This window comes from Sulfitobacter sp. 1A12779, from assembly GCF_043557315.1.
In the GTDB taxonomy this organism is placed as follows: domain Bacteria; phylum Pseudomonadota; class Alphaproteobacteria; order Rhodobacterales; family Rhodobacteraceae; genus Sulfitobacter; species Sulfitobacter faviae.
This window is the reverse complement of sequence record NZ_JBIFFU010000002.1, coordinates 396083-419598: the sequence shown is the minus strand read 5'-3', so window position 1 is coordinate 419598 and position 23516 is coordinate 396083. Positions and strand designations below refer to the sequence as shown.

Sequence of the window (23516 nt, the reverse complement as noted above, 5' to 3'; positions counted from 1 at the left end):
GCGTCATTGCCGCTGATGAACAGCAAAAAATCACGTCTTTTCAACGGGTTGATGCATACCGAGGTATACCGCAAGGCCATAACGGCAAACGCCCCACCGTTTCCGGCGGGGCGCTCATGGGGTGGGCCGGGAATTTTTCAAAAATTTCCGGCAGTTTTCTTCGAAAGAAAACGTTAGTCGATCAGCGGCAGCAGCTTGTCGAGGCTGGCCTTCGCATCACCGTAGAACATGCGCGTATTCTCCTTGAAGAATAGCGGGTTCTCGATGCCCGAATAGCCCGTGCCCTGCCCCCGCTTGGAGACGATGACGGTCTTGGCCTTCCAGCATTCCAGCACCGGCATCCCGGCGATGGGGCTGTTGGGATCGTCCTGTGCCGCGGGGTTCACGATGTCGTTGGAGCCGATGACAATGGCGACGTCGGTCTCGGGGAAGTCGTCGTTGATCTCCTCCATCTCCATCACGATGTCATAGGGCACCTTGGCCTCGGCCAGCAGCACGTTCATGTGCCCGGGCAGACGGCCCGCCACCGGGTGGATGGCGAAACGGACGTTCTTGCCCTTGGCGCGCAGCTTTTTGACCAGATCGCTGACTGCGCCCTGTGCCTGTGCCACCGCCATGCCGTAGCCGGGGATGATGATGACGCTGTCGGCCTCGTTGAGCGCCTGCGCCACACCGTCGGCCTCAATCGCCACCTGCTCGCCTTCGACCTCCATCGCCGGGCCAGCGCCGCCGCCGAAGCCGCCGAGGATGACCGAGATGAAGCTGCGGTTCATCGCCTTGCACATGATGTAGCTGAGGATCGCACCCGAGGAGCCGACCAGCGCGCCGACCACGATCAGAAGATCATTGCCGAGCGAGAAGCCGATCGCCGCCGCGGCCCAGCCCGAGTAGCTGTTCAGCATCGAGACAACCACCGGCATGTCCGCGCCGCCGATGCCCATGATCAGGTGATAGCCGATGAACAGCGCCGCCAGCGTCATGATGAACAGCGGCAGGAAGCCCCCGGTGTTGAAGTACCAGATCAGGCAGAGCAGCGAGAGCGCTGCGGCCCCGGCGTTCAGCAGGTGACCGCCCGGTAGTTTCGTTGCCGCGGAGCTGACGCGGCCCGCCAGCTTGCCATAGGCGATGACCGAGCCGGTGAAGGTCACGGCACCAATGAAGACACCGAGGAACAACTCGACCCGCAGGATCGCGATCTCAACGCTGTCCTTCTTGGCCAGAAGTGCTGCGAAACCCTCGGTCGCCTTGCGCGCCACATCGTCCATCGCCAGCACGTTGCCCAGTTCGATATGGGCGTTGTAGCCCACGAAGACGGCGGCGAGGCCCACGAGGCTGTGCATCGCCGCGACCAGCTCGGGCATCTGCGTCATCTGCACGCGGGTGGCCAGTTGGTAGCCGATGGCCCCACCGGCGGCGATCAGGATGAGCGAAAGGAGCCACAGCCCTGCCCCCGGCCCGATCAGCGTGGCGATGACCGCCAGCGCCATGCCGGCGATACCGTACCATACCGCGCGTTTCGCGCTTTCCTGCCCCGACAGACCGCCGAGCGACAGGATGAAGAGAACCGCTGCGACCACATAGGCCGCTGTCGTGAATCCGTATTCCATGATGCTCGCTCCTTCAGGATTTCTGGAACATGGCGAGCATGCGCCGTGTCACGAGGAAGCCGCCGAAAATGTTGATCCCACACATGAAGACCGACAGGGCAGCAAGAAGGATCACCAGCCAAGAGCCCGAGCCGATCTGCATCAGCGCGCCCAGAATGATGATCGAGGAGATCGCGTTGGTCACCGCCATCAGCGGCGTGTGCAGGCTGTGCGCCACGCCCCAGATGACCTGAAAACCGACGAAGACCGCCAGAACGAAGACGATGAAGTGCTGCATGAAGCTGGCCGGAGCGACAAGGCCCACACCCAGCAGCAGCGCCGCCCCCACAACCAGCAGCGTGACCTGGCTCTTGGTCTGCTGCTTGAATGCGGCCAGTTCCTCGGCGCGCTTTTCCTCGGGCGTCTTTTCCTTCGGCTTTTCCTTCTTCGGCGCCGCCGCGATGGCCGCGACCTTGGGCGGAGGCGGCGGGAAGGTCACTTCCTTCTCGTGGGTGATGGTGGCGCCGCGGATCACGTCATCTTCCATGTCGTGGTTGATTACACCGTCCTTCTCGGGCGTGAGGTCGGCCATCAGGTGGCGGATGTTGGTGGCGTAAAGCGTGGAGGCCTGCGTCGCCATGCGCGAGGGGAAGTCGGTGTAGCCGATGATGGTCACGCCGTTGTCGGTGACGATCTTCTCGTCCATCTTGGTGAGCTTGCAGTTGCCGCCCTTCTCGGCGGCGAGGTCCACGATCACCGAGCCGGGCTTCATCGCCTGCACCATATCCTCGGTCCAAAGCTCCGGCGCCTCGCGGTTGGGGATCAGCGCCGTGGTGATGACGATGTCCACATCCGGCGCCAATTCGCGGAACTTGGCCAGCTGTGCCTCACGGAATTCGGGAGAGGAAACAGAGGCATAGCCGCCCGAGGCGGAACCGTCCTGCTGCTCTTCCTCGAAGTCGAGATAGACGAACTCGGCGCCCATCGATTCGACCTGTTCGGCCACTTCGGGACGCACGTCAAAGGCCAGCGTGATCGCGCCGAGCGAGGTCGACGTACCAATGGCGGCAAGCCCCGCGACACCCGCGCCGACGACCAGCACTTTCGCCGGAGGCACCTTGCCCGCCGCCGTGATCTGACCGGTGAAGAAACGTCCGAAGTTGTTGCCCGCCTCGATCACCGCGCGGTAGCCCGCGATGTTCGCCATGGACGAAAGCGCGTCCATCTTCTGGGCGCGGCTGATGCGCGGCACCATGTCCATCGCCATGACGGTCGCGCCCTTCGCGGCCGCGGCCTCCATCAGCTCGGTGTTGCCGGCGGGGTTGAACATGGAGATCAGCGTCTGGCCTGCGCGCAGGTGCTTGACCTCATCCTCGGAGGGCGGGCGCACCTTGGCGACCACATCGGCGGCCTCGTAAAGCGCGGCGGGGGATTGCACCACCTCGACATCCGCGGCTTCATAGGCGGCATCGTCAAAGCCCGCAGCCGCCCCGGCGCCCGTCTCGATGACGCAGCTATGCCCGAGTTTTTGCAGTTGCAGCGCGCTTTCCGGGGTCATCGCGACCCGGTTCTCGCCCTCAAATATTTCTTTTGGTGTCCCGATCTTCAAACCAAGATTCCCCCTTTGCTGGCCCGTCGCGCCGCTCTGGCGCAACTTTGTTAGTCAGAGCGATAGCGCGCGCGCAGCAATAGTACAAGCAAACCGCGGGGTGAAACGGTGCAAAATTGCTGCACCGCGACATCGGAAGAACGGTTTGCTGTTTTCGGCGCAGAGATAGAACAGCCGTTCCAGCCTGCGCCAATGGCATGGCCCGCGGGCCATGCCGAAGTGTCAAACGACGGCTAAGTCGCGATCAAAGACCGGGGATCAGACGCGCCAAGCCGCGCTGGTCAAAGGTAGTGCCACGATCCGCGCCGAAGTTGATCTCACCGCCCAGACCGACGAAGGGCTCGGACTCGCTGATGCCGCCCACGTCCACCTTGGCAGACCCGACTTCCAAGAACAGATTGGTGGTCGGGGAAACCTCACGATCGAGCCGCATGGCAAAACGCGACAGGTCGTCTCCATCGCTGCCTAGCCGATCATAGGAGCCGCTGATGCCAAAGCCTTCCGCCAGCGCATAACGCGCCTTGATACCGCCAAGCGTACCGTCGCCTGCATCGGTATCGACATGGGCCAGATAGCCTTCGAAGTCCCAATCCAGCATTTCATAGCCTGCTTCGAAACCCAGGATATCCGCATCTCCGCCCAAAGCTTCCTCCCGGGTGTAGAAGGCCCCGAAAGAGGTTGCTGCATCCCAGTGGTAAATGCCGTGCAGGCCCAGCAAATGGCTGTCTTCATCGACAAAGTCGAAGTCGCTATAACCGGCGTCGAACTGCAAGCTAAGGTTGCGGTTAAAGCCAAGCTCTACCGACCCATCAAGGCCAAGCCGGCTGAAATCGGTGTCGTCCGCGAATGCGGAATAGGAAAGCCCGACCGATCCGCCCGTCACTTCGACCGCCTGCGCTGTGGTTGCCCCAAAAGCGAGGGCTGCGGAAAGGGCGAGAACTGAAAATTCTATGTTTCTCATTTTACTACTCCAATGGTTCTGGCAAGGCCCTGTCATCAGGTTACCCATCCGACCAGTGCGCCAAGGCGGCGAGCGCTGCAATAGTCAGGCGTAAGGCTTCCGCAAATGTGATCGGCGGGCGGCAAGATTTGGCTTATCGCCGCGCCAGCCGCCCCGCAAATAACGCCCCGTCATCAAAAGCTGCCTATTGTACTGCCGCCCCCGCCGCGCCACCCTGCCCGCGAAGGGGAGGCATTATGACACTGAAAGACAAACACGCATTCATCACCGGCGGCGGCACAGGCATAGGGCTGGCCATCGCGCAGGATTTGGCCGCCAAGGGCGCAAAGGTCACCATCACCGGGCGGCGGCAGGAGGTGCTCGACGCCGTGTCAGGCAATGGCATCAGCGGCATGGCGATGGACGTGCGCGACGAGGCGCAGGTCACCGAGACCATCGCCCGCGCGGTTGAGGCCAATGGCCCGGTGCAAATCTGCGTGGCCAATGCGGGCGTGGCCGAAGGCCGGTCACTGCATAAAACCGACCTCGATTTTTGGCGCGACATGATGGCGACCAATCTCGACGGGGCCTTTCTCACCATCCGCGAGAGCCTGAAATCCATGCGCCAGACCGATTGGGGCCGGGTCATCGCCGTGTCCTCCATGGCCGGGCTGCGCGGCCTGCCGGGGGCGGCTTGCTACTCGGCCTCGAAACACGGGATGATCGGGCTGATCCGCTCGCTCAGCGAAGATTACATGGGCCAGCCCTTTACCTTCAACGCGCTCTGCCCCGGTTACGTCGATACCGAGATCATCGCGCGCAACACGCAAGCGATCTCCAAACGCGCCGGGCTGTCCGAGGAAAAGGCCCGCGATGTCATGGTTAATGCCAACCGCCACAAACGCCTGATCGCGCCTTCGGAAGTGGCTGCCGCGGCGGCATGGCTGGTTGGCGAAGGGTCCGAAAGCATCAACGGCCAGTCGATCGAAATCGCCGGCGGGCAAATGTAGCGCCGTTAAGGTTGCTTTAACCAAGCTGGGCCAAGCTCACGGCCATGAGAGACAGCCCTTCATCACATGGCCCGAACAGCTATTTCTTTACCCTGCGCCTTGCGCGGCGCGATGATGATGCGCTGCTGCGGCATATCACGGCCCTGCGCCAAGCGATGCGTGAGACTTTGGCGCGCAAACCCTTCCGGATCGATGCCATCGCCATCTTGCCGGATGTGCTCCATACGGTCTGGACCCTGCCGCCCGACGATACCGATTACGGCAATCGGATCGGCATGTGGAAGGGGCGGTTTTCCCGCCATCTCCCCCCGGCCCCGCATCGCAGTCTGCGGCAGATCAAACGGGGCGAGAAAGGGATTTGGCAGCGGCGATTCTGGGAGCATCGGATCCGCGACCCCGCGGATTTCGAACGGCATTGCAGCTTGGTGCACCTCAGCCCCGTGCACGCGGGCTATTGTGACCGTCCTGAGGCTTGGCCTTACAGTTCCTATCGCCGCGCCTGCTCAGGTCCGGCATCGTCTCAGGGCGCGAAAGCGGGGCCGCTAGAGGAAGACGCGGTTTTGGATGATGATGTGACGCCGCTGAACCACGCGGCCCTACCTGTTACGCCACTCAACGGGCTGCACAGTTGAGAGGCGTTGAGGCAAAGCACCCGTTGGCGGCGCGATCGGGGTTGCGGGGGATCGACAGAACGACAGCGTCGCGATGCAGGCTGCCGCGCCCCCGAGAAGCGCGGTGCGCGGTCATCGAGAGTGGAACGTGCGCGCCCTGCGCCCCGCCCTACTGCGCGGCGGTCATCACCGGCATGGCCGACCCATCTGCCGCCCAAGCCCGCACCGCCGCGCCGAAATGTTCAAACAGCGGGCGCGAGACGGGGTCATTGGCCGCGTTCCACTCGGGATGCCACTGCACGGCGAGGGTAAAGCCCGGCGCGTCTTTGATATAGATCGCCTCGGGCGTGCCATCATCTGCGTGGCCGTCGATCACCACGCGCGGGCCGGGTTCCTTGATCCCCTGCCCGTGCAGCGTGTTGGTCAGCACTTTGGACGCGCCCATCACACGGTGGAACACGCCGCCTTCGGTAAAGCTCACGTCATGACGCAATTCGAATTTCTCTTCGATGGTGCCATCGGGGGGCATCCGGTGGTTCATTCGCCCCGGCAGATCGCGAATCTCAGGGTAGAGCGACCCACCCATGGCGACGTTCACCTCCTGAAACCCGCGGCAGAGGCCGAGGAAGGGCTGGCCCCGCGCCACACAGGCCCGCACCAGCGCCAGCGCCACCGCGTCGCGCGCGCGGTCAAAGGCACCATGGGCCTCCGTCTCAGGCTCACCATATTCTTCGGGATGCACATTGGGGCGCCCGCCGGTCAACAGGAAACCGTCGCAGACCTCCAGCAATTCCTCGACCGAGACAAAGCGCGGATCGCTCGGCACGATGAGCGGCAGACAGCCCGAAACCTCGGCAATCGCTTCGGTGTTCATCTGCCCGCCCGCGTGGACGGGGTATTGATCGTTCAGCAGGTAGGAATTGCCAATGATACCAACGACGGGTCGGGCCATGAGTTACCTCTTATTCACCATGGCCCGAACATAGGCGCTTCGCGCCGCGGTCTCAACCTCAGCTCTGCGCCTTCAGCTCCAACCGGCGCGCATGCAGCACTGGTTCGGTATAGCCCGAGGGCTGTTCGCGCCCCTTCAGCACCAGATCGCAGGCGGCCTGAAAGGCCACCCCGTCAAAGCCCGGCGCCATGGGGCGATAGCTGGGATCCTCGGCGTTTTGACGGTCCACCACGGCTGCCATTTTTTTAAGCGCTGCCTCGACTTCCTCGCGGCTGATGACGCCGTGATGCAGCCAATTCGCCAGCGCTTGGGCCGAGATGCGGCAGGTCGCGCGGTCTTCCATCAGGCCCACATCGTTGATGTCCGGCACTTTGGAACAGCCGACGCCCTGATCGATCCAGCGGACCACATAGCCCAGAATGCCCTGCGCGTTGTTCTCAATCTCGCGGGTGATTTCCTCGGTGCTGAGGTTGCGGCCTTCCATCACCGGAATGGTCAGCAGCGCATCAAGCGTGGCGCGTGCGCCGCCCTCTTTGATCTCTTCCTGCCGCGCCAAGACGTTAACCTTGTGGTAATGTGTGGCGTGCAGGGTAGCCGCGGTGGGCGATGGCACCCATGCGCAATTGGCTCCGGATTGGGGGTGGCCGATCTTGGCCTCCAGCATCTCGGCCATACGGTCGGGCATGGCCCACATGCCCTTGCCGATCTGCGCGCGGCCCTGCAAGCCGCAGGCAAGGCCGATATCGACGTTGCGATCCTCATAGGCGGCGATCCAAGCGCTGTTCTTCATCTCGCCCTTGGGCACCATCGGACCGACTTCCATACTGGTATGGATCTCGTCCCCCGTACGGTCGAGGAAACCGGTATTGATAAAGGCCACGCGGTGTTTCGCGGCGCGGATACATTCCATGAGGTTGGCGCTGGTGCGGCGCTCTTCATCCATGATGCCGAGCTTCACGGTATATTGCGGCAGGCCGAGTGTCTTTTCCACATGGGTAAAAATCTCATCGGCAAAGGCCACTTCCTCGGGCCCGTGCATCTTGGGCTTCACCACATAGACGCTGCCGGTGACCGAGTTGCCGCCCGCGCGTTTGAGGTCATGAATGGCGATCAGCGTGGTCACCATGGCATCCATCAGCCCTTCGCCAATCTCGCGCACCTCGCGGTCGACCACGGCGGGGTTGGTCATCAGATGGCCGACATTGCGCACCAGCATCAGCGAACGGCCCTTCAGCGTGACCTCCCCTTCCCCATCGGGCGCGGTATAGCGACGGTCCTCGGCCATGCGGCGGGTGACGCTCTGGCCGCCTTTTTCAAAGGTCTCGGCAAGGTCCCCTTTCATCAGCCCCAGCCAGTTGCCATAGGCCAGCACCTTGTCTTCGGCATCCACCGCCGCGACGCTGTCTTCGCAATCCATGATAGTCGAAAGCGCGGATTCGATAATCACATCCGCAACGCTGGCGGGATCGTCCTTGCCGATGGCATGGTCTGGGTCGATCCTGATCTCGATATGCAACCCGTTGTTGCGCAAAAGCACCGCGTCGGGCGCCTCCGCCGCGCCTTGGTAGCCCGCGAACTGCGCCGGATCGGCCAAGCCGCAGGGCGCGGCATCCTGCGCCATCACAGCTTCTAGGTGCCCATCCACAACGCGGTATCCCGCCAAATCTGCATGGCTGCCGGCCGAGAGCGGCACGGCGTCATCCAAAAAGGCTTTTGCCCGTGCCACCACCCGTGCGCCGCGTTCTGCGTCATAGCCCTTGCCCACCGGCAGATCGCCCAGCGCATCGGTGCCATAGAATGCGTCATAAAGGCTGCCCCAGCGCGCATTGGCGGCGTTGAGCGCGAAGCGTGCGTTGGTGATCGGGACCACAAGCTGCGGCCCGGGCACCTGCGCGATTTCGGGGTCTACATTCTGCGTCTCAATCTGGAACGCCGGGCCTTCGGGCAGAAGATAGCCAATCTCACGCAGGAAGGCGGTGTAGCTTTCCGCGTCATGGGGCTGGCCTGCGCGCGCGCGGTGCCAGCCGTCAATCTTGGCCTGAATTTCGGCCCGTTTTTCAAGAAGCGCACGGTTCTTCGGCCCGAGGTCGTGCACTAGGTCCGACAGCCCCGCCCAGAAGCCATCCGCGTCTACACCGGTGCCCGGCAGCGCCGATCCTTCGATGAAGTCGACCAGTGCGGGCTCTACCTGCAAACCGTTCTTGTCAATTCTACCCGTCATTCTCCGCCCTCTCCCGCGCTGGATACCTTTGTGAAAGGTCTAGCAGAAAGGCAAAGCGGCGCAAGCGGGGGCAGGCAGGCGATAGCGGCGCTAGTCGGCAACCGGCTCCGGGGTGGCGATCACCGGCTCGGCGTCCGCCGGGCCATCGACGGGCTGGACCTCACCTTCCGGCGAGGGGTCGGTGGCCTGCAACACCGCGTAGACGATGCCGGCAATCATCAAGAGCGCCCCTGCGATGATCGCGGTTTTGATACCGATCAAAGCGGGGCGATGACGTTTCTTCTGCGTTTCGGTATCGGTGTCGGGGGCGGACATGGATACACCTCATTGCTCGAAGTTGGGGCAGCTCGGCTTGCAGGCCGCCTTCTGGAGACATAACATTTCCCAGACCAATTACGTTCCCGCGACTGGAGGCCCAATGCGCGACGCCACCCCCCAAACGATCTATCTCAGTGACTACCAGCCCTTCGGCTTTCTGGTGGATGAGGTGGCCCTGACCTTTGACCTCGACCCTCATAAGACACGGGTCAAAAGCCGCATCGCCTTTCGCCCCAACCCGGCGGCGCAGGAGGCTGAGTTTTTCCTGCATGGTGAGCAACTCAAGCTCATCTCCGCGCAGATTGACGGCAAGCCGGTCATCCCGAAGGTGACGGAACGCGGTCTGACCTGCGATGTGCCCGACGGCCCCTTCATTTGGGAGGCCGAGGTTGAGATCGACCCAAAGGGCAACACCGCTCTCGAAGGGCTCTATATGTCGGGCGGCATGTATTGCACCCAATGCGAGGCCGAAGGCTTTCGCAAGATCACCTATTACCCCGACCGGCCCGATGTGATGAGCGTCTTCACCGTGACCATCAACGGCCCGCATCCCGTTCTGTTGTCCAACGGCAATCCAGTCGCGCAGGGGCAGAACCATGCCGAGTGGCATGATCCATGGCCCAAGCCTGCCTATCTTTTCGCGCTGGTGGCGGGCGATCTGGTCGCCCATTCCGACCGTTTCACCACCATGTCGGGCCGCGAGGTCGATCTGAACCTCTATGTACGCCCCGGCGACGAGGGCAAATGCGCCTTTGGGATGGAGGCGCTCAAAGCCTCGATGAAATGGGACGAAGAGGTTTACCGTCGTGAATACGACCTCGACATCTTCAACATCGTTGCGGTGGATGACTTCAACATGGGCGCGATGGAGAACAAGGGGCTGAACATCTTCAACTCCGCCGCCGTTCTTGCTTCGCCCGAAACCTCGACGGACGATAATTTCGAGCGGATCGAAGCGATCATCGCTCATGAGTATTTCCACAATTGGACCGGCAACCGCATCACCTGTCGCGATTGGTTTCAACTCTGTCTCAAGGAAGGGCTGACCGTCTACCGCGACGCGCAGTTCACCTCGGACATGCGCTCTCCGGCGGTGAAACGCATCGGCGATGTGATCGACTTGCGCGCACGTCAGTTCGCTGAGGATCAAGGCCCGCTGGCCCATCCGGTGCGGCCAGAAAGCTTTCAGGAGATCAACAACTTCTACACCGCCACCGTCTATGAGAAGGGCGCCGAGGTGATCGGCATGCTCAAAACCTTGGTGGGCGATGACGCCTATGCCAAAGCGCTGAACCTTTATTTCGAGCGTCACGACGGCGATGCGGCGACGATCGAAGATTGGCTGAAGGTCTTCGAAGACACCACGGGCCGGGATCTGACCCAGTTCAAACGCTGGTATTCGCAGGCGGGCACGCCGCGTCTTTCGGTGGTAGAGGCTTGGGATGCAGGCAAAGGCATCTTCACGCTGACCTTCACCCAGCACACCCCGCCCAGCACCGCCACGCCTGAGCCGAAACCGCAGGTTCTGCCGATCACCGTGGGGCTGATCGGCGCGGATGGGGCCGAAGTGGCCCCCTCTCGCGTGTTGGAGATGACCGAGGCCGAACAGAGCTTTACCTTTGACGGCCTCGATGCCCGCCCTGTGGCCTCCGTACTACGCGGTTTCTCCGCCCCGGTGGTGCTCGAGCAAGACCTCTCGAAAGAAGAGCGCCTTCTGCTGCTGGCCCATGACAGCGATCCCTTCAACCGGTGGGAGGCAGGGCGCACCTTGGCGCGGCAGTCTTTGCTGGCGACGATCACCGAAGGCAGCGCGCCGGATGACGCATGGCTCGAAGCCCTGCGAGCCGTGTTGGAGGATGAGGCCCTTGAGCCCGCCTACCGTGCCTTGATGCTGGGCCTGCCCAGCCATGCGGATTTGGCCAACACCCTCTATGACACGGGCACAACCCCGGACCCGGCCGCGATCCATCAGGCGGTGGAGGCCACGCGCGACGCCATGGCGCAGGCTTTTGCCTCAACCCTGAGTGAGCTTTACGACCAGCACATCGTCGACGCCCCCTACCAGCCGAATGCCGAGCAATCCGGCAAACGCGCATTGACCAATGCGGCCCTCGCCCTGCTCACCCGCGTGCAGGGCCCTGAGCGTGCGCAGGCGCAATACGATCAGGCAGACAATATGACCCAACAGCTCAGCGCCCTCGCCGCCCTGCTGCGTGCGGGCCAAGGCGACAAGGCGCTGGCTGCCTTCGAGGCGCAGTGGCGCGATGACCGTCTGGTGATGGACAAATGGTTCGGGCTGCAAGTCTCGCAAGCCGCGCCGGAGAAGGCCGCAGAGGTCGCGCAAAAGCTTACCCAGCATGCCGATTTCAATTGGAAGAACCCCAACCGTTTCCGCGCAGTCTTTGGCAGCCTTGCCATGCATCACGCCGGGTTCCACCATGAGAGCGGCAAAGGCTACGCCCTGCTGGCCGACTGGCTGATCAAGCTCGACCCGGTCAACCCGCAGACAACGGCGCGGATGTGCTCGGCCTTCCAGACATGGCGGCGCTACGACATGGCGCGGCAAGGGATGATCGAGACCCAACTCGACCGCATCCTCGCCAGCCCCGATCTCAGCCGGGACACCTCCGAGATGCTCAGCCGCATTCGCGGTGCCTGACACGCCTATTCAGACAGAGGGCATGGCGGCCTATACCTACCGCCGCCATGCCCGCAGCCGAACGGCCCTGCTGCTGTTGCCCGCAATCTGGCTGGCCCTCGCGGCGGCGTGGCTCTGGCTCGACGCCTCGGGCTGGATCATCGGGGTGCTGGGGCTCTTTACCCTGCCCGCGCTATGGGAGGTCTTCAGCAATCCAGCCAGCGGCCTGACGCTCGACCAGCACAGCCTGTCGTGGTTCACCGGCAAACGAGATGCAAAAATCGCGCTGGCGCAGGTCGACCGGGTGCGGCTCGATACGCGCCTTGATATGTCCGTGCGCGCCACGGTCATTCTCCGCACCGGGCGCAAGATCAAACTGCCTTTCGAGGCCACCCCACCGCACCGCGCATTGGAAGCCGCGCTTCAGGCGCGCGGCATCACGACGGAACGGCATCATTTCACGCTGATCTAGTGATCTACGGCCGGCTGCGGGGCCGGGTCGCGTTCAACGGTTTGCAATAGGACTGCCGCCGCAGCCAGCGGGACATATCCGCCCGTTTGGACGCGCTGCGCATCGGCCCCCAATCAGCCCCGACGCCGCGCCGCCCGTTTCCGGCGATCACCCCGTCGCGCGGCACGGTCGTCGCCATGATCCGCACGGCACAACTCAGGTTCGCGGCGCCGTTCTTGAGCGCATCACCGCTGCCGACATTGCATTTATAGCCCCGCGCGGTGCCCGGCAGGATTTGCAACAACCCATACCAGCGGCCCCCGCCACCCACGGCCCAAGACCGATAGGTGCTCTCATGCTTGGCCAGCGCCGACATGAATCCGACCCAAAAGGCGCGGCGCTGGCTGTTGGATGCCGTCGGATAGGCCGGGCACCACTCCGCCACATCGGCGGGCACCATATCCACCAAGGGCTTGCCATGGGATTTCAGCGCCGAGATCGCCGCGCGGGTCCAAAGCGAATGCCCCCGCATATGCTGCCAGCGCGTGCGCGGCAGGTTGCCCGGACGCGCGGGCGGGCGCAGCGTTGTGGTAAAGGGCGCGGTCTCAAGCGCGGGCGGTTCGTCCTCGGCCTCGACCTCATCAGGGAAGGACAAAGACGTGGCGGCGGTCTGCACCACATTATCCACCTCCACCACCGGGGCGGGCTGTTTGGGCAATTCGGCCCAAATCATGGTGGGGCCGGCGCAGAGCAAGAGGGCGATCATGGCAGGTTTCATGGCGCGCATAAGACCGCCCCAAAACGCGCTTGGCAAGCGCGGCAAGGGCGCGGGATCGGCAGATTTCCTCTGATCGGGAAACAGCGCCCGCCGCGCCGCCGGATTGTCGCGAAGGATCGCCCCCGCCTGCCCGACTGCGCTGCAGAATTTTCCCGAAAGCTCCGCACGCCGGACACGGTTCCGCCCCATTGCCCGGTCAAACCTAAATCATCGACAAACAGCAGGCAGGACCGGCCCCAGATGAAGAAACTCTCGCATATGATCCCGTCCGCCTTGCAAGGGTTCTTTGCCAAGCCCGCACCCCAAGCGCCCGAGTTCGAGCCGCTGGAAATGCCGCTCCTGCGCCGCCGTGCACCGCGCGACGCGCTGCTGCGCATTTCATGCCCCGACCCCACCGCCGAAGAGATGCAACGCGACCGTCACCAGTACCGCGCGCAATGGTTGGTGCGCCAAGAACGTTGGGAGGAGATGGCAGAGCTTTTGCAGCAGGCCGACAAGAACCGCGAGATGACACCGGGCGCCATGCCGGTGGCCGAGCTCATGGCCTTTGGCGCGCGGGCGGATGTGATTCTCGCCGCGGAACACGCGCTTTACGACGGCAAACCGGCGAGTGACGCGCCCCTGATGGCTGGGATCGAAGCGCTGGAACATGTGCTGGCCGATCACGCCGGGAGCGCCATGATCGCCGCCATCGTGGCGCAGGCGCATATGGACATCGGCTGGGCGTGGCGCGGCACGGGCTGGGACAGCGACGTGCCCGCCCGCAACCATGCGGCCTTCGCCGCGCATTTTGAACGCGCCGAGCAAATCCTCGCGCCATTCGACAAGGACACAGCCGCCTCGCCCCTGCTCGCGGCGACGCACTGTGCCCTGCTTGGGGGAACCGGCGGTGACGCCCGCGCCGTGGCAGACCGCTACGCGCGGCTCATCGACCTGAACCCCGCAAACCCGCGCCCCATGCGGGCCATGGGCAACCACCTTCTGCCGCGGTGGCATGGCTCATATGACCAGTTGGAACTCGAGGCCCGCCGCACCGCCGCGCGGACCCAAGAGACATGGGGCGCGGGCGGCTATACTTGGGTGCAATTCGACGCGATCAGCTGCGATGCGCAGGCCTGTGCCAACCTAGATGTGCCGTTTTTCATCGAAGGGCTGCGCGACATCCTCGCCCGCCGCCCCGATCCGCATACCGCCAACCTGCTGGCGGCCTATTGCGCCAGCGCCATCGGTCAGGCGGCAGAGACAGAGGATGCCGCCGGGGCCGTCCGGGCCGAGATCGCCGACTGCGCGCGTTGGATCGTGCGCGACCACATGACGGAACTGCACCCGATGCTCTGGGCCCATGCCGCGCGCGGCTTTGACAACAACCTGCGCGTCCGCTCGGCCCGGCGCTTCGCCGCCTCGGGCCGGGACGAGGCCATGCGCATCATCACGGGTCTGTTCCAACGTGAGATCGAAGCGGGCAAACGGGTCATTTTCACCGAAGGCCGCCGCCAGATTGCCGTGCCGGGCTAAGCCTGCCTCTTGAAGCGCGTGGTGCGCTCCAGTATGACCGGCCAAGTTCCAATTGACCGAAGGCGGCCGCGATGCTTGATCTGAGTTACGACACCCCGAAACCGCGCGTGATTGCCGGTGCCAAACATGACTGGGAACTGGTCATCGGGATGGAGGTGCACGCGCAGGTCGCGTCGAACGCCAAGCTCTTCTCGGGCGCCTCGACCAAATTCGGCGCCGAGCCCAACAGCAACGTGGCCTTTGTCGATGCCGCGATGCCCGGGATGCTGCCGGTGATCAACGAGTATTGCGTCGAACAGGCGGTGCGCACCGGTCTGGGCCTGAAGGCCGAGATCAACCTGAAGTCCGCCTTCGACCGCAAGAACTACTTCTACCCCGACCTGCCGCAGGGCTACCAGATCAGCCAGCTTTATGAGCCCATCGTGGGCGAAGGCGAAGTGCTGGTGGAACTGGGCGACGGCACCGCGCGGCTGGTGCGGATCGAGCGGATCCACATGGAACAGGACGCGGGCAAGTCGATCCACGACATGGACCCGAACATGTCCTTCGTCGACCTGAACCGCACCGGCGTCTGCCTGATGGAGATCGTCTCCCGCCCCGACATTCGCGGGCCGGAGGAGGCCGCCGCCTATCTCGCCAAGCTGCGCCAGATCATGCGCTACCTTGGCACCTGCAACGGCGACATGCAGTCGGGCGCCATGCGCGCGGACGTCAACGTCTCGGTTTGCCGTGTGGGTCAATATGAGAAGTATCAGGAAACGCAGGACTTCTCGCATCTCGGCACACGTTGCGAGATCAAGAACATGAACTCCATGCGCTTTATCCAGCAGGCCATCGAAGTCGAAGCCAAACGCCAGATCGCGATTGTCGAAGCTGGTGGCGAAGTCGTGCAGGAAACGCGCCTTTTCGACCCCGACAAGCAGGAAACACGCTCCATGCGCTCCAAGGAAGAGGCGCATGACTACCGCTATTTCCCCGATCCCGACCTGCTGCCGCTGGAAATCGAACAGGCATGGGTGGACGACATCAAAGCCAACCTGCCGGAACTGCCGGACGAGAAGAAATCCCGCTTCATCAATGACTTCGGCCTGTCAGACTATGACGCTTCCGTGCTGACCGCCGATCTCGATAGCGCGGGCTATTTTGAGGCCGTGGCGAAGGGCCGAGATGGCAAGATGGCCGCGAACTGGGTCATCAACGAGCTTTTCGGCCGCCTCAAGAAAGACGACAAGGGCATCACCGAAAGCCCCGTCACCCCGGCGCAATTGGGCAGCATTGTCGATCTGATCGCCTCGGATGCGATTTCCGGCAAGATCGCCAAGGAAGTCTTTGAAATCGCCTATACAACCGGTCGCGAGCCGGAAGAGATCGTCGAGACTGAGGGCCTCAAGCAGGTGACCGACACGGGCGCCATTGAGACGGCAGTGGACGAGATCATCGCCGCCAACCCCGCGCAGGTCGAAAAGGCCCAGCAGAACCCGAAGCTGGCGGGCTGGTTCGTCGGTCAGGTGATGAAGGCCACGGGCGGCAAGGCCAACCCCAAGGCCGTCAACGAAATCGTGTCGCGCAAGCTCGCCCAGCAATGAGCGACGCCCCGGCCCCCTTCCGTTCGGGCGAGATGACGGTTCTCCCCGAATGGATCGATTTCAACGGCCATTTGAACATGGCCTATTACAACGTCCTGTTCGATCAGGGCGTTGACCAAGCCTATGGCGAAATCGGTCTGGGGCCGGAGTATCAACGCAGGGGTTGCACCACCTATGTGGCTGAATTCCACGTCTGCTACCTGCGCGAACTGCATGAGGGTGACCGCGTCTATACCACCTTCCAATTGCTTGACCATGACGAGAAGCGGTTTCACAGCTTTCAGGAACTGTGGCACGTCGACGGCTGGCTTGCCGCCACCGCCGAGGGGCTGACGCTGCATGTGGACCAGTCCGGCCCGCGTGTGGCCCCCATGCCGGACCACATCCTGACCCGTCTTGACGCGATGCGCCGCAGCCATGCCAAACTGCCCAAACCGGCGCAGGCCGGTCGCAGCATCGGCATCCGCCGCAAATCCGCCTGAAACTCACCTGATGCGGCTTATGTCGCCAACCCAGCCGAGGCCCCTATGCGCTACGAATACAAGATCCTTCCCGCCCCCAGCAAAGGGCAGAAAGCCAAAGGTCTGAAAGCCCCCGAAGCGCGTTTCGCCAAAACCTTGGAAGAATGCCTGAACGAACAGGCCGCCGAGGGCTGGGAATACCAGCGGGCCGAGACCTTGCCTTCGCAAGAGCGGTCGGGCCTGACTTCGACCACCACGGAATGGCGCAATGTGCTGGTGTTCCGCCGCTTGGCGACCGCCGCGGGCCAGCAGGAGGATGGCGATCTGCTGCCGCCCGCCACTGCTGCCGCAACGCCTGCCTTGGCCGCCACGATCGAAGGCGAAGACACCGCGCTTCAGGCCGATGCGCCCGCCTCCATCACGCCCGAGGATGACGCGCCCGCGAAAGAGAAACCCGCCAAAGCGGCGACGCCGCCTGCGTTTCTGTCCGGCCCCTCAGCGGATGAAGCTTCGCCGCAGGGCAGCGACGAAGACGACGATAAAACAAAGCCCTGACGCGGCGCTTATTCGTCCAGGTCAAGCGCCAGCGCGTGAATGCGCCCCATCAGGTCCGGTCCCAACGCGCTGTGCACCGCCCGGTGCCGCGCCAGCCGGTTCTGGCCCTTGAAACGCTCTGACCGGATGCGCACGTTAAAGTGGCTTTCGCCCCCCTCCTGAAATCCGGCATGACCGCGATGGCTTTCGCTGTCATCCACCACTTCCAGTTCACGCGGCGCAAAAGCGGCTTCCAGCCGATCCGAAATCTCTTGTGTTGTGGACATGTTTTTACCCCCGGCCCCCTTCAATCCTGCGACGCAGGGTATATGGTGACCGGCCTGAGTCGGAAAGGTCTATCCACATGCCAAAACCTGATCCCTTCGGATTCGACATGTCCGTGTCGTCCTCCAAAAAGAAAAACCCCCGCGGCCGCCGCGGCATGTCCGGTGCGTCGGAAACCTCGACCCGGATTTGCGACCACGAAGGCTGCGACGAGCCGGGCAAGTTCCGCGCGCCCAAAGCGCCCGATGTGCTGGATGACTACTTCTGGTTCTGCCAGAAACACGTGCGCGAATATAACGCGAAGTGGAGCTTCTTTGACGGCACCACCGAGGCCGAGATGAACGCGCAGATGTCCAAGGACAAGGTCTGGGAGCGCAGCACCAAACCACTGGGCGACCCCGAGCAGCGCGCATGGGCCCGTCTTGGCATCGAAGACCCGCATCAGGTTTTGGGCAAGAACGCCACCCAGAACCCCGGCAAGGGCCAGCAAGCGGGCCGCCGCCTGCCGCCCACCGAACGCCGCGCGATCGAGATTCTCGAGGCCAAGGACACTTGGACAAAGCCCGAGGTCCGCAAAGCCTACAAAGCGCTGATCAAGGTGCTGCACCCCGATATGAACGGCGGCGACCGCAGTCAGGAAGAGCAGTTGCAGCTGGTCGTTTGGGCATGGGACCAGATCAAGGGCAGCCGCAATTTCAAGGACTGATCCCGCGACCGGACCAGCGGCCGGTTGCGGATAATGCCAGTTGCCCCCTTCCCCTTGCGGATATGCACGATATGTTGCACCAGATACGCGCGCGGCCCCGACCGCGCGCCTAAGGAAAAGGATGACGAGCGATGGCCGACGGTGCACTGGAACATGACATGAAACCCACCGAAGAGGTCTCGGTGCGCGATGTCTTTGGCATCGACACCGATATGGTCGTCAAGGGTTTCCCGCAGCGCACCAGCCGCGTGCCGGATATCGACAGCACCTATAAGTTCGATCCCGACACCACGCTGGCGATCCTTGCAGGCTTTAGCCACAACCGCCGCGTCATGATCCAAGGCTACCACGGCACGGGCAAATCGACCCATATCGAACAGGTCGCCGCCCTGCTGAACTGGCCCACCGTGCGCGTCAACCTCGACAGCCACATCAGCCGGATCGACCTCATCGGCAAAGACGCGATCAAGCTGCGCGACGGCAAACAGGTCACCGAATTCCACGAGGGCATCCTGCCTTGGGCCCTGCGCAACCCGACCGCGATTGTCTTTGATGAATACGACGCGGGCCGCGCCGATGTGATGTTCGTGATCCAGCGCGTGCTGGAACATGACGGCAAGCTTACGCTGATGGATCAGAACGAGATCATCACCCCGCACCCCTATTTCCGTCTTTTCGCCACGGCCAACACCGTGGGCTTGGGCGACACCACCGGCCTCTACCACGGCACCCAGCAGATCAACCAAGCGCAGATGGACCGTTGGAGCCTTGTCGCCACGTTGAATTACCTCAGCATCGACGCCGAGACCGCGATCGTGCTGGCCAAGAACCCGCATTACAACACTGAGAAGGGCCGCAAGACCCTCAAGCAGATGGTGACCGTGGCCGATCTCACCCGCACCGCCTTCATGAATGGCGAGCTTTCGACCGTGATGAGCCCGCGTACCGTGATCGCTTGGGCGCAGAACGCCGAGATCTTCCGCAATGTGGGCTATGCTTTCCGGCTTTCCTTCCTCAACAAATGCGACGAACTTGAGCGCCAGACCGTGGCCGAGTTCTATCAGCGTTTGTTCGACGAGGAACTGCCCGAAAGCGCGGCCAGCCTGAGCTTGGGCTAAGCCGCCCCGGCGGGTTCGCCCGCCGCCCTGCAGGACGCGTTTCGGCACGCAAAGGCGCCCTGCCCTTCCCAGACGCGCGCCTGCCTGACAGACAAGGGGACCGGCATGAGTAAACAAAGCGACAACCCCGCTGACGCGTTCAAAAAGGCGCTGGCCGAGGCGACCAAGGTCATGGCTGATGACGCCGAACTGACGGTCAGCTACTCGGTCGACCCCTCGGGGCTTTCGGGCGATGCAATGCGCCTGCCACAAGTGAGCCGCCGGATGACCCGCGAAGAGGTGCTGCTGGCGCGCGGCACAGCCGATGCGCTGGCGCTGAACCGCCGCTACCACGATGCCGCGACCCACGCCCGCTATGCGCCGCAAGGCGACTTGGCGCGCGAGCTTTATGAGGCGATGGAGACCGCGCGTTGCGAGGCCATGGGCGCACGCGACATGCCCGGCACCGCCGGCAACATCGACGTCAAGATCAAGCATGAAGCCCTGCGCCGGGGCTACGATCAGGCCAAACAGGCCAGCGACGTGCCGCTCTCGGTCGCGGCGGGCTATATGGTGCGCCATCTGGCCACCGGACGGGACCTGCCCGCAGGGGCCGAGAACGCCATGGAACTCTGGCGCGGCTTTATCGAAGATCAGGCGGGCGGCACGCTCGAAGGGATCGACGGCAGCCTTGCCGATCAGGCGGATTTCGCGCGGCTGGCACGCAAGATGATCTCGGACCTCGGCTATGGAGATCAGTTGGGCGACGATCCCGACAGCCAAGACGAGGATCAAGAGGATCAGGCCGAAGAGGGCACCGAAGAAGAGCAGGATCCCGACAGCACCGGCCAAGACGATCAGGACGAGGAAGAGGCCGAAGGCACCCCCGAGAACAGCCAAGAGAAGCAGCAGGACGAAAGTCAGGCGCAGGTCTCGATGGATGACGAGGCCGATCAGGAGTTGGGCGACGAGGCGGAGATGCCCGAGGGCGACGCGCCGATGGACCCGCCGCCGCCGCCGCCCGTCTCGGACGCCGACCCGGAATACCGTGTCTATCAGGGCGAGCATGACGAGGTGATCGGGGCCGAGGAACTGGCCGAGCCAATCGAATTGGAACGCCTGCGCGCCTATCTGGACCAGCAGCTCGAGCCGCTGAAAGGCGCTGTGGGCCGTCTGGCGAATAAGTTGCAACGCCGCTTGCAAGCGCAGCAAAACCGCTCGTGGGAATTCGACCTTGAAGAGGGCACGTTGGACGCGGGGCGTCTGGCGCGGGTGGTGGCCAATCCAACCACGCCGCTCAGCTTCAAGATCGAAAAGGACACCGAGTTCCGCGACACTGTTGTGACGCTGCTCTTGGACAACTCCGGCTCCATGCGGGGCCGCCCGATCTCCATCGCTGCGATCTGCGCCGACGTCCTGGCCCGCACGCTGGAGCGCTGCAACGTCAAGGTCGAGATCCTCGGCTTTACCACCCGCGCGTGGAAGGGTGGGCAGGCGCGTGAGGCTTGGCTGAACGATGGCCGCCCCGCCCAGCCCGGACGGCTGAACGACCTGCGCCACATCATCTACAAAAGCGCCGACGCCCCATGGCGCCGGACGCGCGACCACTTGGGTTTGATGATGAAAGAGGGTCTGCTGAAAGAGAACATCGACGGTGAGGCGCTGGAATGGGCCCACCGGCGGATGCTCGCCCGGCATGAGGCGCGCAAGATCCTCATGGTGATTTCCGACGGCGCACCGGTGGATGACAGCACCCTGTCGGTGAACCCGGCCAACTATCTGGAAAAACACCTGCGCGATGTGATCGCCATGGTCGAAAAACGCCGCGCGGTCGAGCTTTTGGCCATTGGCATCGGCCATGATGTGACGCGTTATTACGACCGCGCCGTCACGATCACGGATGTGGATCAGCTTGCCGGGGCGATGACGGAACAGCTTGCAGCGCTGTTTGACAGCGATCCGCGGAAACGGGCGCGTGTCATGGGCATGCGGCGCGTGGGCTGAACCGTCGGGTCGGTATTTGAAAAAGGATGAAGGAGGGGCCGCGTGTTCCAGAGTTTCGAGGTCACCGCGCGTCCGGAACAGGGTCCCCCGCGTTTGGCGGCGCTGCGGGCGGAGTTGCAGGCGGCGGGGTTGGACGGGTTTCTCGTACCGCGCGCCGATGCGCATCAGGGTGAGTATGTCGCTCCGCGGGATGATCGGCTGGCTTGGTTGACGGGGTTCACCGGCTCTGCCGGGTTCTGTGCGGCGCTGCGCGATGTGGCCGGGGTTTTCATCGACGGTCGCTATCGGACACAGGTCAAAGCGCAGGTTGCGGATGTCTTTACCCCGGTGCCTTGGCCCGAGGTGTCTTTGGCCGATTGGTTGAAGGATCAATTGCCCACGGGCGGCGTGGTTGGTTTCGATCCGATGCTGCATACGCCCGCGCAGATGGATCTTTTGTTTGAGGCCTTGGCGGGGTCTGGCATCGAGTTGCGGCGCGTCTCGAATATGGTCGACCGTATTTGGGAAGACCAGCCCGAGGCCCCGATGGGCAAGGTGGCGGCGCATCCTGAGCGTTTTGCCGGGGAAAGCCATGAGGCCAAGCGCCGGCGTTTGGCCGCGCATTTGCGCGCGGCAGGGCAGAAGGCGGCATTGATCACCCTGCCCGACAGCCACAACTGGTTGCTGAACATTCGCGGGCAGGACATTCCGCGCAACCCGGTCGCGCATGGTTTTGCCGTGTTGCATGACGATGCGCGGGTCGATCTTTTCATGGCGGCTGAGAAGCTCGTGGATGTGGAGGACCATCTGGGGCCAGAGGTGGTGCAGCGGGGTCCTGAGGGGTTGCCCGATTACCTGCGCGCGCTCGAGGGGCCGGTGCGGCTTGATCGGCAGTCGGCCCCGCTGTTGTTCGCGGATTTGCTGGGGGATCGGGCGCAGGCTGATGAAGACCCCTGCGCCTTGCCCAAAGCCTGCAAGAATGACGCCGAGATTGCCGGGGCGGCTGAGGCGCATTTGCGCGATGGTGCCGCGATGGTCGAGCTGCTCGCCTGGCTGGATGCGCAGGCGCCCGGCACGGTCACCGAGACGCAGGTGGTGGAGCAGTTGGAAGGTCTGCGCCGCCGGGACCCTGCGCTGCGCGACATCAGTTTCGAGACGATCTCGGGCACTGGGGCGAATGGGGCGATCATCCATTACCGGGTGAATGAAGAGACCGATACTGTCTTGCAGGAGGGGCATCTTTTGGTGCTCGACAGCGGCGGTCAGTATCTGGACGGCACCACCGATGTCACCCGCACCATCGCCATCGGCAGCCCCGATCAGGAGGCGCGCGCGGCCTTCACGCGGGTGCTTTCGGGGATGATTGCCATGAGCCGCCTGCGCTGGCCGCGCGGGCTTGCGGGCCGGGATATCGAGATGCTGGGCCGTTTGCCGCTTTGGATGGCGGGGCAGGATTTCGATCACGGTTTGGGCCATGGGGTTGGCGCCTATCTGTCGGTCCATGAGGGGCCGCAGCGGCTGAGCCGGATGAGCCATGTGCCGTTGGAGCCGGGTATGATCCTCAGCAATGAGCCGGGTTACTACCGCGAGGGGGCCTTTGGCATTCGGATCGAGAACCTGTTGGTGGTGCAAGAGGCCCCCGCCCTGCCGGGCGGTGATGCCCATCGCAAGATGCTTGATTGGCGCACGCTGACGCTGGTGCCGATTGATCGGCGTTTGATTGATGTGGCGGCGCTCAGCCCCGAGGCGCGGGACTGGCTGAACGCCTATCACCGCGACGTGGCGGAAAAGATCGGGCCGCGGGTATCACCTGTTACAAAACTGTGGTTGGATGCGGCAACGGCGCCCCTGTGAGCGTCCGATTTAAGTAAAGGGGGGTACGGCATGGCCGACCATATCAAGATTACTCCGGCTGAGGGCACATGGGTTGTCCGCGCTGGCGGGGCCGTATTGGGCGAATCCACGGGCGCGCTGGAACTGCGCGAGGGGGACTATCCGCCGGTGATCTATTTCCCGCGTGGCGACATCGCCATGGCTTTCCTTGATGGCACGGATAAGACCAGCCATTGCCCGCATAAGGGCGATGCGACCTATTTCTCGGTGGTGACGAAGAGCCGCACCTTGCAGGACGCCGTGTGGTCTTATGAAGACCCGAAGGCGAATGTGGGCGAGATCAAGGGCTATGTGGCCTTCACGCCGATGGAAGAAATCGCCATCGAACGGATCTGAACGCGG

The 23516-nt window shown here is 63.3% G+C and carries 21 protein-coding genes; 13 read left to right on the top strand and 8 right to left on the bottom strand.

Annotation, left to right across the window (positions count from 1 at the left end; all coding sequences use genetic code 11):
- Nucleotides 1–173: 173 nt before the first annotated feature.
- The 3 genes from ACGYLQ_RS04655 to ACGYLQ_RS04645 form a co-directional block, all read right to left on the bottom strand.
- A complete protein-coding gene (locus tag ACGYLQ_RS04655) occupies nucleotides 174–1607 on the bottom strand; it encodes an NAD(P)(+) transhydrogenase (Re/Si-specific) subunit beta (protein ID WP_394440753.1) in 1434 nt (477 codons plus the stop codon).
- Between the two features lie 13 nt (nucleotides 1608–1620).
- The gene (locus ACGYLQ_RS04650; protein ID WP_394440751.1) at nucleotides 1621–3195 is read right to left on the bottom strand and encodes a Re/Si-specific NAD(P)(+) transhydrogenase subunit alpha; all 1575 of its coding nucleotides are present in this window, start codon (nucleotides 3193–3195) and stop codon (nucleotides 1621–1623) included.
- 244 nt (nucleotides 3196–3439) lie between these two features.
- Nucleotides 3440–4156 carry a hypothetical protein gene (locus ACGYLQ_RS04645; RefSeq protein ID WP_394440749.1) on the bottom strand — a complete coding sequence of 239 codons (717 nt, stop codon included), beginning with the start codon at nucleotides 4154–4156 and terminating at the stop codon, nucleotides 3440–3442.
- Between the two features lie 236 nt (nucleotides 4157–4392).
- On the opposite strand from ACGYLQ_RS04645, the gene ACGYLQ_RS04640 reads away from it, so the two are divergent.
- Both ACGYLQ_RS04640 and ACGYLQ_RS04635 read left to right on the top strand, forming a co-directional pair.
- A complete protein-coding gene (locus ACGYLQ_RS04640; RefSeq protein WP_394412168.1) occupies nucleotides 4393–5145 on the top strand; it encodes an SDR family NAD(P)-dependent oxidoreductase in 753 nt (250 codons plus the stop codon).
- 44 nt (nucleotides 5146–5189) lie between these two features.
- Nucleotides 5190–5777, top strand: a complete 588-nt coding sequence (locus ACGYLQ_RS04635; RefSeq protein WP_394440747.1) for an REP-associated tyrosine transposase — start codon at nucleotides 5190–5192, stop codon at nucleotides 5775–5777.
- 148 nt (nucleotides 5778–5925) lie between these two features.
- On the opposite strand, the gene ACGYLQ_RS04630 is transcribed toward ACGYLQ_RS04635, so the two are convergent.
- The 3 genes from ACGYLQ_RS04630 to ACGYLQ_RS04620 form a co-directional block, all read right to left on the bottom strand.
- The gene (locus ACGYLQ_RS04630) at nucleotides 5926–6708 is read right to left on the bottom strand and encodes a gamma-glutamyl-gamma-aminobutyrate hydrolase family protein (protein WP_168612018.1); all 783 of its coding nucleotides are present in this window, start codon (nucleotides 6706–6708) and stop codon (nucleotides 5926–5928) included.
- Between the two features lie 58 nt (nucleotides 6709–6766).
- A complete protein-coding gene (locus tag ACGYLQ_RS04625; protein WP_394440746.1) occupies nucleotides 6767–8929 on the bottom strand; it encodes a malate synthase G in 2163 nt (720 codons plus the stop codon).
- Nucleotides 8930–9019: 90 nt separating this feature from the next.
- Nucleotides 9020–9244: a hypothetical protein gene (locus tag ACGYLQ_RS04620; protein WP_168612016.1), complete on the bottom strand. Its 225-nt coding sequence runs from the start codon at nucleotides 9242–9244 to the stop codon at nucleotides 9020–9022.
- 103 nt (nucleotides 9245–9347) lie between these two features.
- On the opposite strand from ACGYLQ_RS04620, the gene pepN reads away from it, so the two are divergent.
- Both pepN and ACGYLQ_RS04610 read left to right on the top strand, forming a co-directional pair.
- Nucleotides 9348–11906 (top strand): aminopeptidase N, encoded by a 2559-nt coding sequence (gene pepN / locus ACGYLQ_RS04615; protein ID WP_394440745.1) that lies wholly within the window; start codon nucleotides 9348–9350, stop codon nucleotides 11904–11906.
- Nucleotides 11899–12357 (top strand): hypothetical protein, encoded by a 459-nt coding sequence (locus ACGYLQ_RS04610; protein ID WP_394440743.1) that lies wholly within the window; start codon nucleotides 11899–11901, stop codon nucleotides 12355–12357. The genes pepN and ACGYLQ_RS04610 overlap by 8 nt, the downstream gene beginning before the upstream one ends.
- Before the next feature lie 4 nt (nucleotides 12358–12361).
- Here the strand turns inward: ACGYLQ_RS04610 and ACGYLQ_RS04605 are convergent, their stop codons facing one another.
- Entirely contained in the window at nucleotides 12362–13102 is a 741-nt protein-coding gene (locus tag ACGYLQ_RS04605; protein WP_394440742.1) for a transglycosylase SLT domain-containing protein, read from the bottom strand.
- A gap of 252 nt (nucleotides 13103–13354) precedes the next feature.
- Here ACGYLQ_RS04605 and ACGYLQ_RS04600 point away from each other — a divergent pair, with 252 nt between their 5' ends.
- The 4 genes from ACGYLQ_RS04600 (at nucleotide 13355) to ACGYLQ_RS04585 (ending at nucleotide 17231) form a co-directional block, all read left to right on the top strand.
- Nucleotides 13355–14629: a hypothetical protein gene (locus ACGYLQ_RS04600; RefSeq protein ID WP_394440740.1), complete on the top strand. Its 1275-nt coding sequence runs from the start codon at nucleotides 13355–13357 to the stop codon at nucleotides 14627–14629.
- Between the two features lie 71 nt (nucleotides 14630–14700).
- The gene (gene gatB / locus ACGYLQ_RS04595) at nucleotides 14701–16215 is read left to right on the top strand and encodes an Asp-tRNA(Asn)/Glu-tRNA(Gln) amidotransferase subunit GatB (RefSeq protein ID WP_168612013.1); all 1515 of its coding nucleotides are present in this window, start codon (nucleotides 14701–14703) and stop codon (nucleotides 16213–16215) included.
- A complete protein-coding gene (locus tag ACGYLQ_RS04590; protein ID WP_394440738.1) occupies nucleotides 16212–16697 on the top strand; it encodes a thioesterase family protein in 486 nt (161 codons plus the stop codon). The genes gatB and ACGYLQ_RS04590 overlap by 4 nt, the downstream gene beginning before the upstream one ends.
- Before the next feature lie 45 nt (nucleotides 16698–16742).
- On the top strand, nucleotides 16743–17231 hold the full coding sequence (locus ACGYLQ_RS04585) for a DUF4177 domain-containing protein (protein WP_394440736.1): 489 nt from the start codon (nucleotides 16743–16745) through the stop codon (nucleotides 17229–17231).
- Between the two features lie 8 nt (nucleotides 17232–17239).
- Here the strand turns inward: ACGYLQ_RS04585 and ACGYLQ_RS04580 are convergent, their stop codons facing one another.
- Complete coding sequence (locus ACGYLQ_RS04580) at nucleotides 17240–17497, bottom strand: BolA family transcriptional regulator (protein WP_067263286.1); 258 nt, start codon at nucleotides 17495–17497, stop codon at nucleotides 17240–17242.
- Nucleotides 17498–17574: 77 nt separating this feature from the next.
- Here ACGYLQ_RS04580 and ACGYLQ_RS04575 point away from each other — a divergent pair, with 77 nt between their 5' ends.
- The 5 genes from ACGYLQ_RS04575 to ACGYLQ_RS04555 all read left to right on the top strand — a co-directional run bounded on the left by ACGYLQ_RS04575 (nucleotide 17575) and on the right by ACGYLQ_RS04555 (nucleotide 23510).
- Nucleotides 17575–18201 carry a J domain-containing protein gene (locus ACGYLQ_RS04575; RefSeq protein ID WP_067263283.1) on the top strand — a complete coding sequence of 209 codons (627 nt, stop codon included), beginning with the start codon at nucleotides 17575–17577 and terminating at the stop codon, nucleotides 18199–18201.
- Nucleotides 18202–18332: 131 nt separating this feature from the next.
- On the top strand, nucleotides 18333–19319 hold the full coding sequence (cobS, locus tag ACGYLQ_RS04570) for a cobaltochelatase subunit CobS (RefSeq protein ID WP_067263280.1): 987 nt from the start codon (nucleotides 18333–18335) through the stop codon (nucleotides 19317–19319).
- A 105-nt stretch (nucleotides 19320–19424) separates the two neighbouring features.
- The gene (gene cobT / locus ACGYLQ_RS04565; protein WP_394440734.1) at nucleotides 19425–21302 is read left to right on the top strand and encodes a cobaltochelatase subunit CobT; all 1878 of its coding nucleotides are present in this window, start codon (nucleotides 19425–19427) and stop codon (nucleotides 21300–21302) included.
- Between the two features lie 42 nt (nucleotides 21303–21344).
- Nucleotides 21345–23135 (top strand): aminopeptidase P family protein, encoded by a 1791-nt coding sequence (locus ACGYLQ_RS04560; RefSeq protein ID WP_394440732.1) that lies wholly within the window; start codon nucleotides 21345–21347, stop codon nucleotides 23133–23135.
- A 30-nt stretch (nucleotides 23136–23165) separates the two neighbouring features.
- Nucleotides 23166–23510: a DUF427 domain-containing protein gene (locus ACGYLQ_RS04555; protein ID WP_394440730.1), complete on the top strand. Its 345-nt coding sequence runs from the start codon at nucleotides 23166–23168 to the stop codon at nucleotides 23508–23510.
- Nucleotides 23511–23516: the final 6 nt, after the last annotated feature.

What these genes read in the sequence shown, in the direction of transcription:
- ACGYLQ_RS04655 (WP_394440753.1), bottom strand. Translation starts at nt 1,607, where the DNA reads ATGGAATACGGATTCACGACAGCGGCCTATGTGGTCGCAGCGGTTCTC.
- ACGYLQ_RS04645 (WP_394440749.1), bottom strand. Translation starts at nt 4,156, where the DNA reads ATGAGAAACATAGAATTTTCAGTTCTCGCCCTTTCCGCAGCCCTCGCT.
- ACGYLQ_RS04640 (WP_394412168.1), top strand. Translation starts at nt 4,393, where the DNA reads ATGACACTGAAAGACAAACACGCATTCATCACCGGCGGCGGCACAGGC.
- ACGYLQ_RS04635 (WP_394440747.1), top strand. Translation starts at nt 5,190, where the DNA reads ATGAGAGACAGCCCTTCATCACATGGCCCGAACAGCTATTTCTTTACC.
- ACGYLQ_RS04630 (WP_168612018.1), bottom strand. Translation starts at nt 6,708, where the DNA reads ATGGCCCGACCCGTCGTTGGTATCATTGGCAATTCCTACCTGCTGAAC.
- ACGYLQ_RS04625 (WP_394440746.1), bottom strand. Translation starts at nt 8,929, where the DNA reads ATGACGGGTAGAATTGACAAGAACGGTTTGCAGGTAGAGCCCGCACTG.
- ACGYLQ_RS04620 (WP_168612016.1), bottom strand. Translation starts at nt 9,244, where the DNA reads ATGTCCGCCCCCGACACCGATACCGAAACGCAGAAGAAACGTCATCGC.
- pepN (WP_394440745.1), top strand. Translation starts at nt 9,348, where the DNA reads ATGCGCGACGCCACCCCCCAAACGATCTATCTCAGTGACTACCAGCCC.
- ACGYLQ_RS04605 (WP_394440742.1), bottom strand. Translation starts at nt 13,102, where the DNA reads ATGATCGCCCTCTTGCTCTGCGCCGGCCCCACCATGATTTGGGCCGAA.
- ACGYLQ_RS04600 (WP_394440740.1), top strand. Translation starts at nt 13,355, where the DNA reads ATGAAGAAACTCTCGCATATGATCCCGTCCGCCTTGCAAGGGTTCTTT.
- gatB (WP_168612013.1), top strand. Translation starts at nt 14,701, where the DNA reads ATGCTTGATCTGAGTTACGACACCCCGAAACCGCGCGTGATTGCCGGT.
- ACGYLQ_RS04590 (WP_394440738.1), top strand. Translation starts at nt 16,212, where the DNA reads ATGAGCGACGCCCCGGCCCCCTTCCGTTCGGGCGAGATGACGGTTCTC.
- ACGYLQ_RS04585 (WP_394440736.1), top strand. Translation starts at nt 16,743, where the DNA reads ATGCGCTACGAATACAAGATCCTTCCCGCCCCCAGCAAAGGGCAGAAA.
- ACGYLQ_RS04580 (WP_067263286.1), bottom strand. Translation starts at nt 17,497, where the DNA reads ATGTCCACAACACAAGAGATTTCGGATCGGCTGGAAGCCGCTTTTGCG.
- ACGYLQ_RS04575 (WP_067263283.1), top strand. Translation starts at nt 17,575, where the DNA reads ATGCCAAAACCTGATCCCTTCGGATTCGACATGTCCGTGTCGTCCTCC.
- cobS (WP_067263280.1), top strand. Translation starts at nt 18,333, where the DNA reads ATGGCCGACGGTGCACTGGAACATGACATGAAACCCACCGAAGAGGTC.
- cobT (WP_394440734.1), top strand. Translation starts at nt 19,425, where the DNA reads ATGAGTAAACAAAGCGACAACCCCGCTGACGCGTTCAAAAAGGCGCTG.
- ACGYLQ_RS04555 (WP_394440730.1), top strand. Translation starts at nt 23,166, where the DNA reads ATGGCCGACCATATCAAGATTACTCCGGCTGAGGGCACATGGGTTGTC.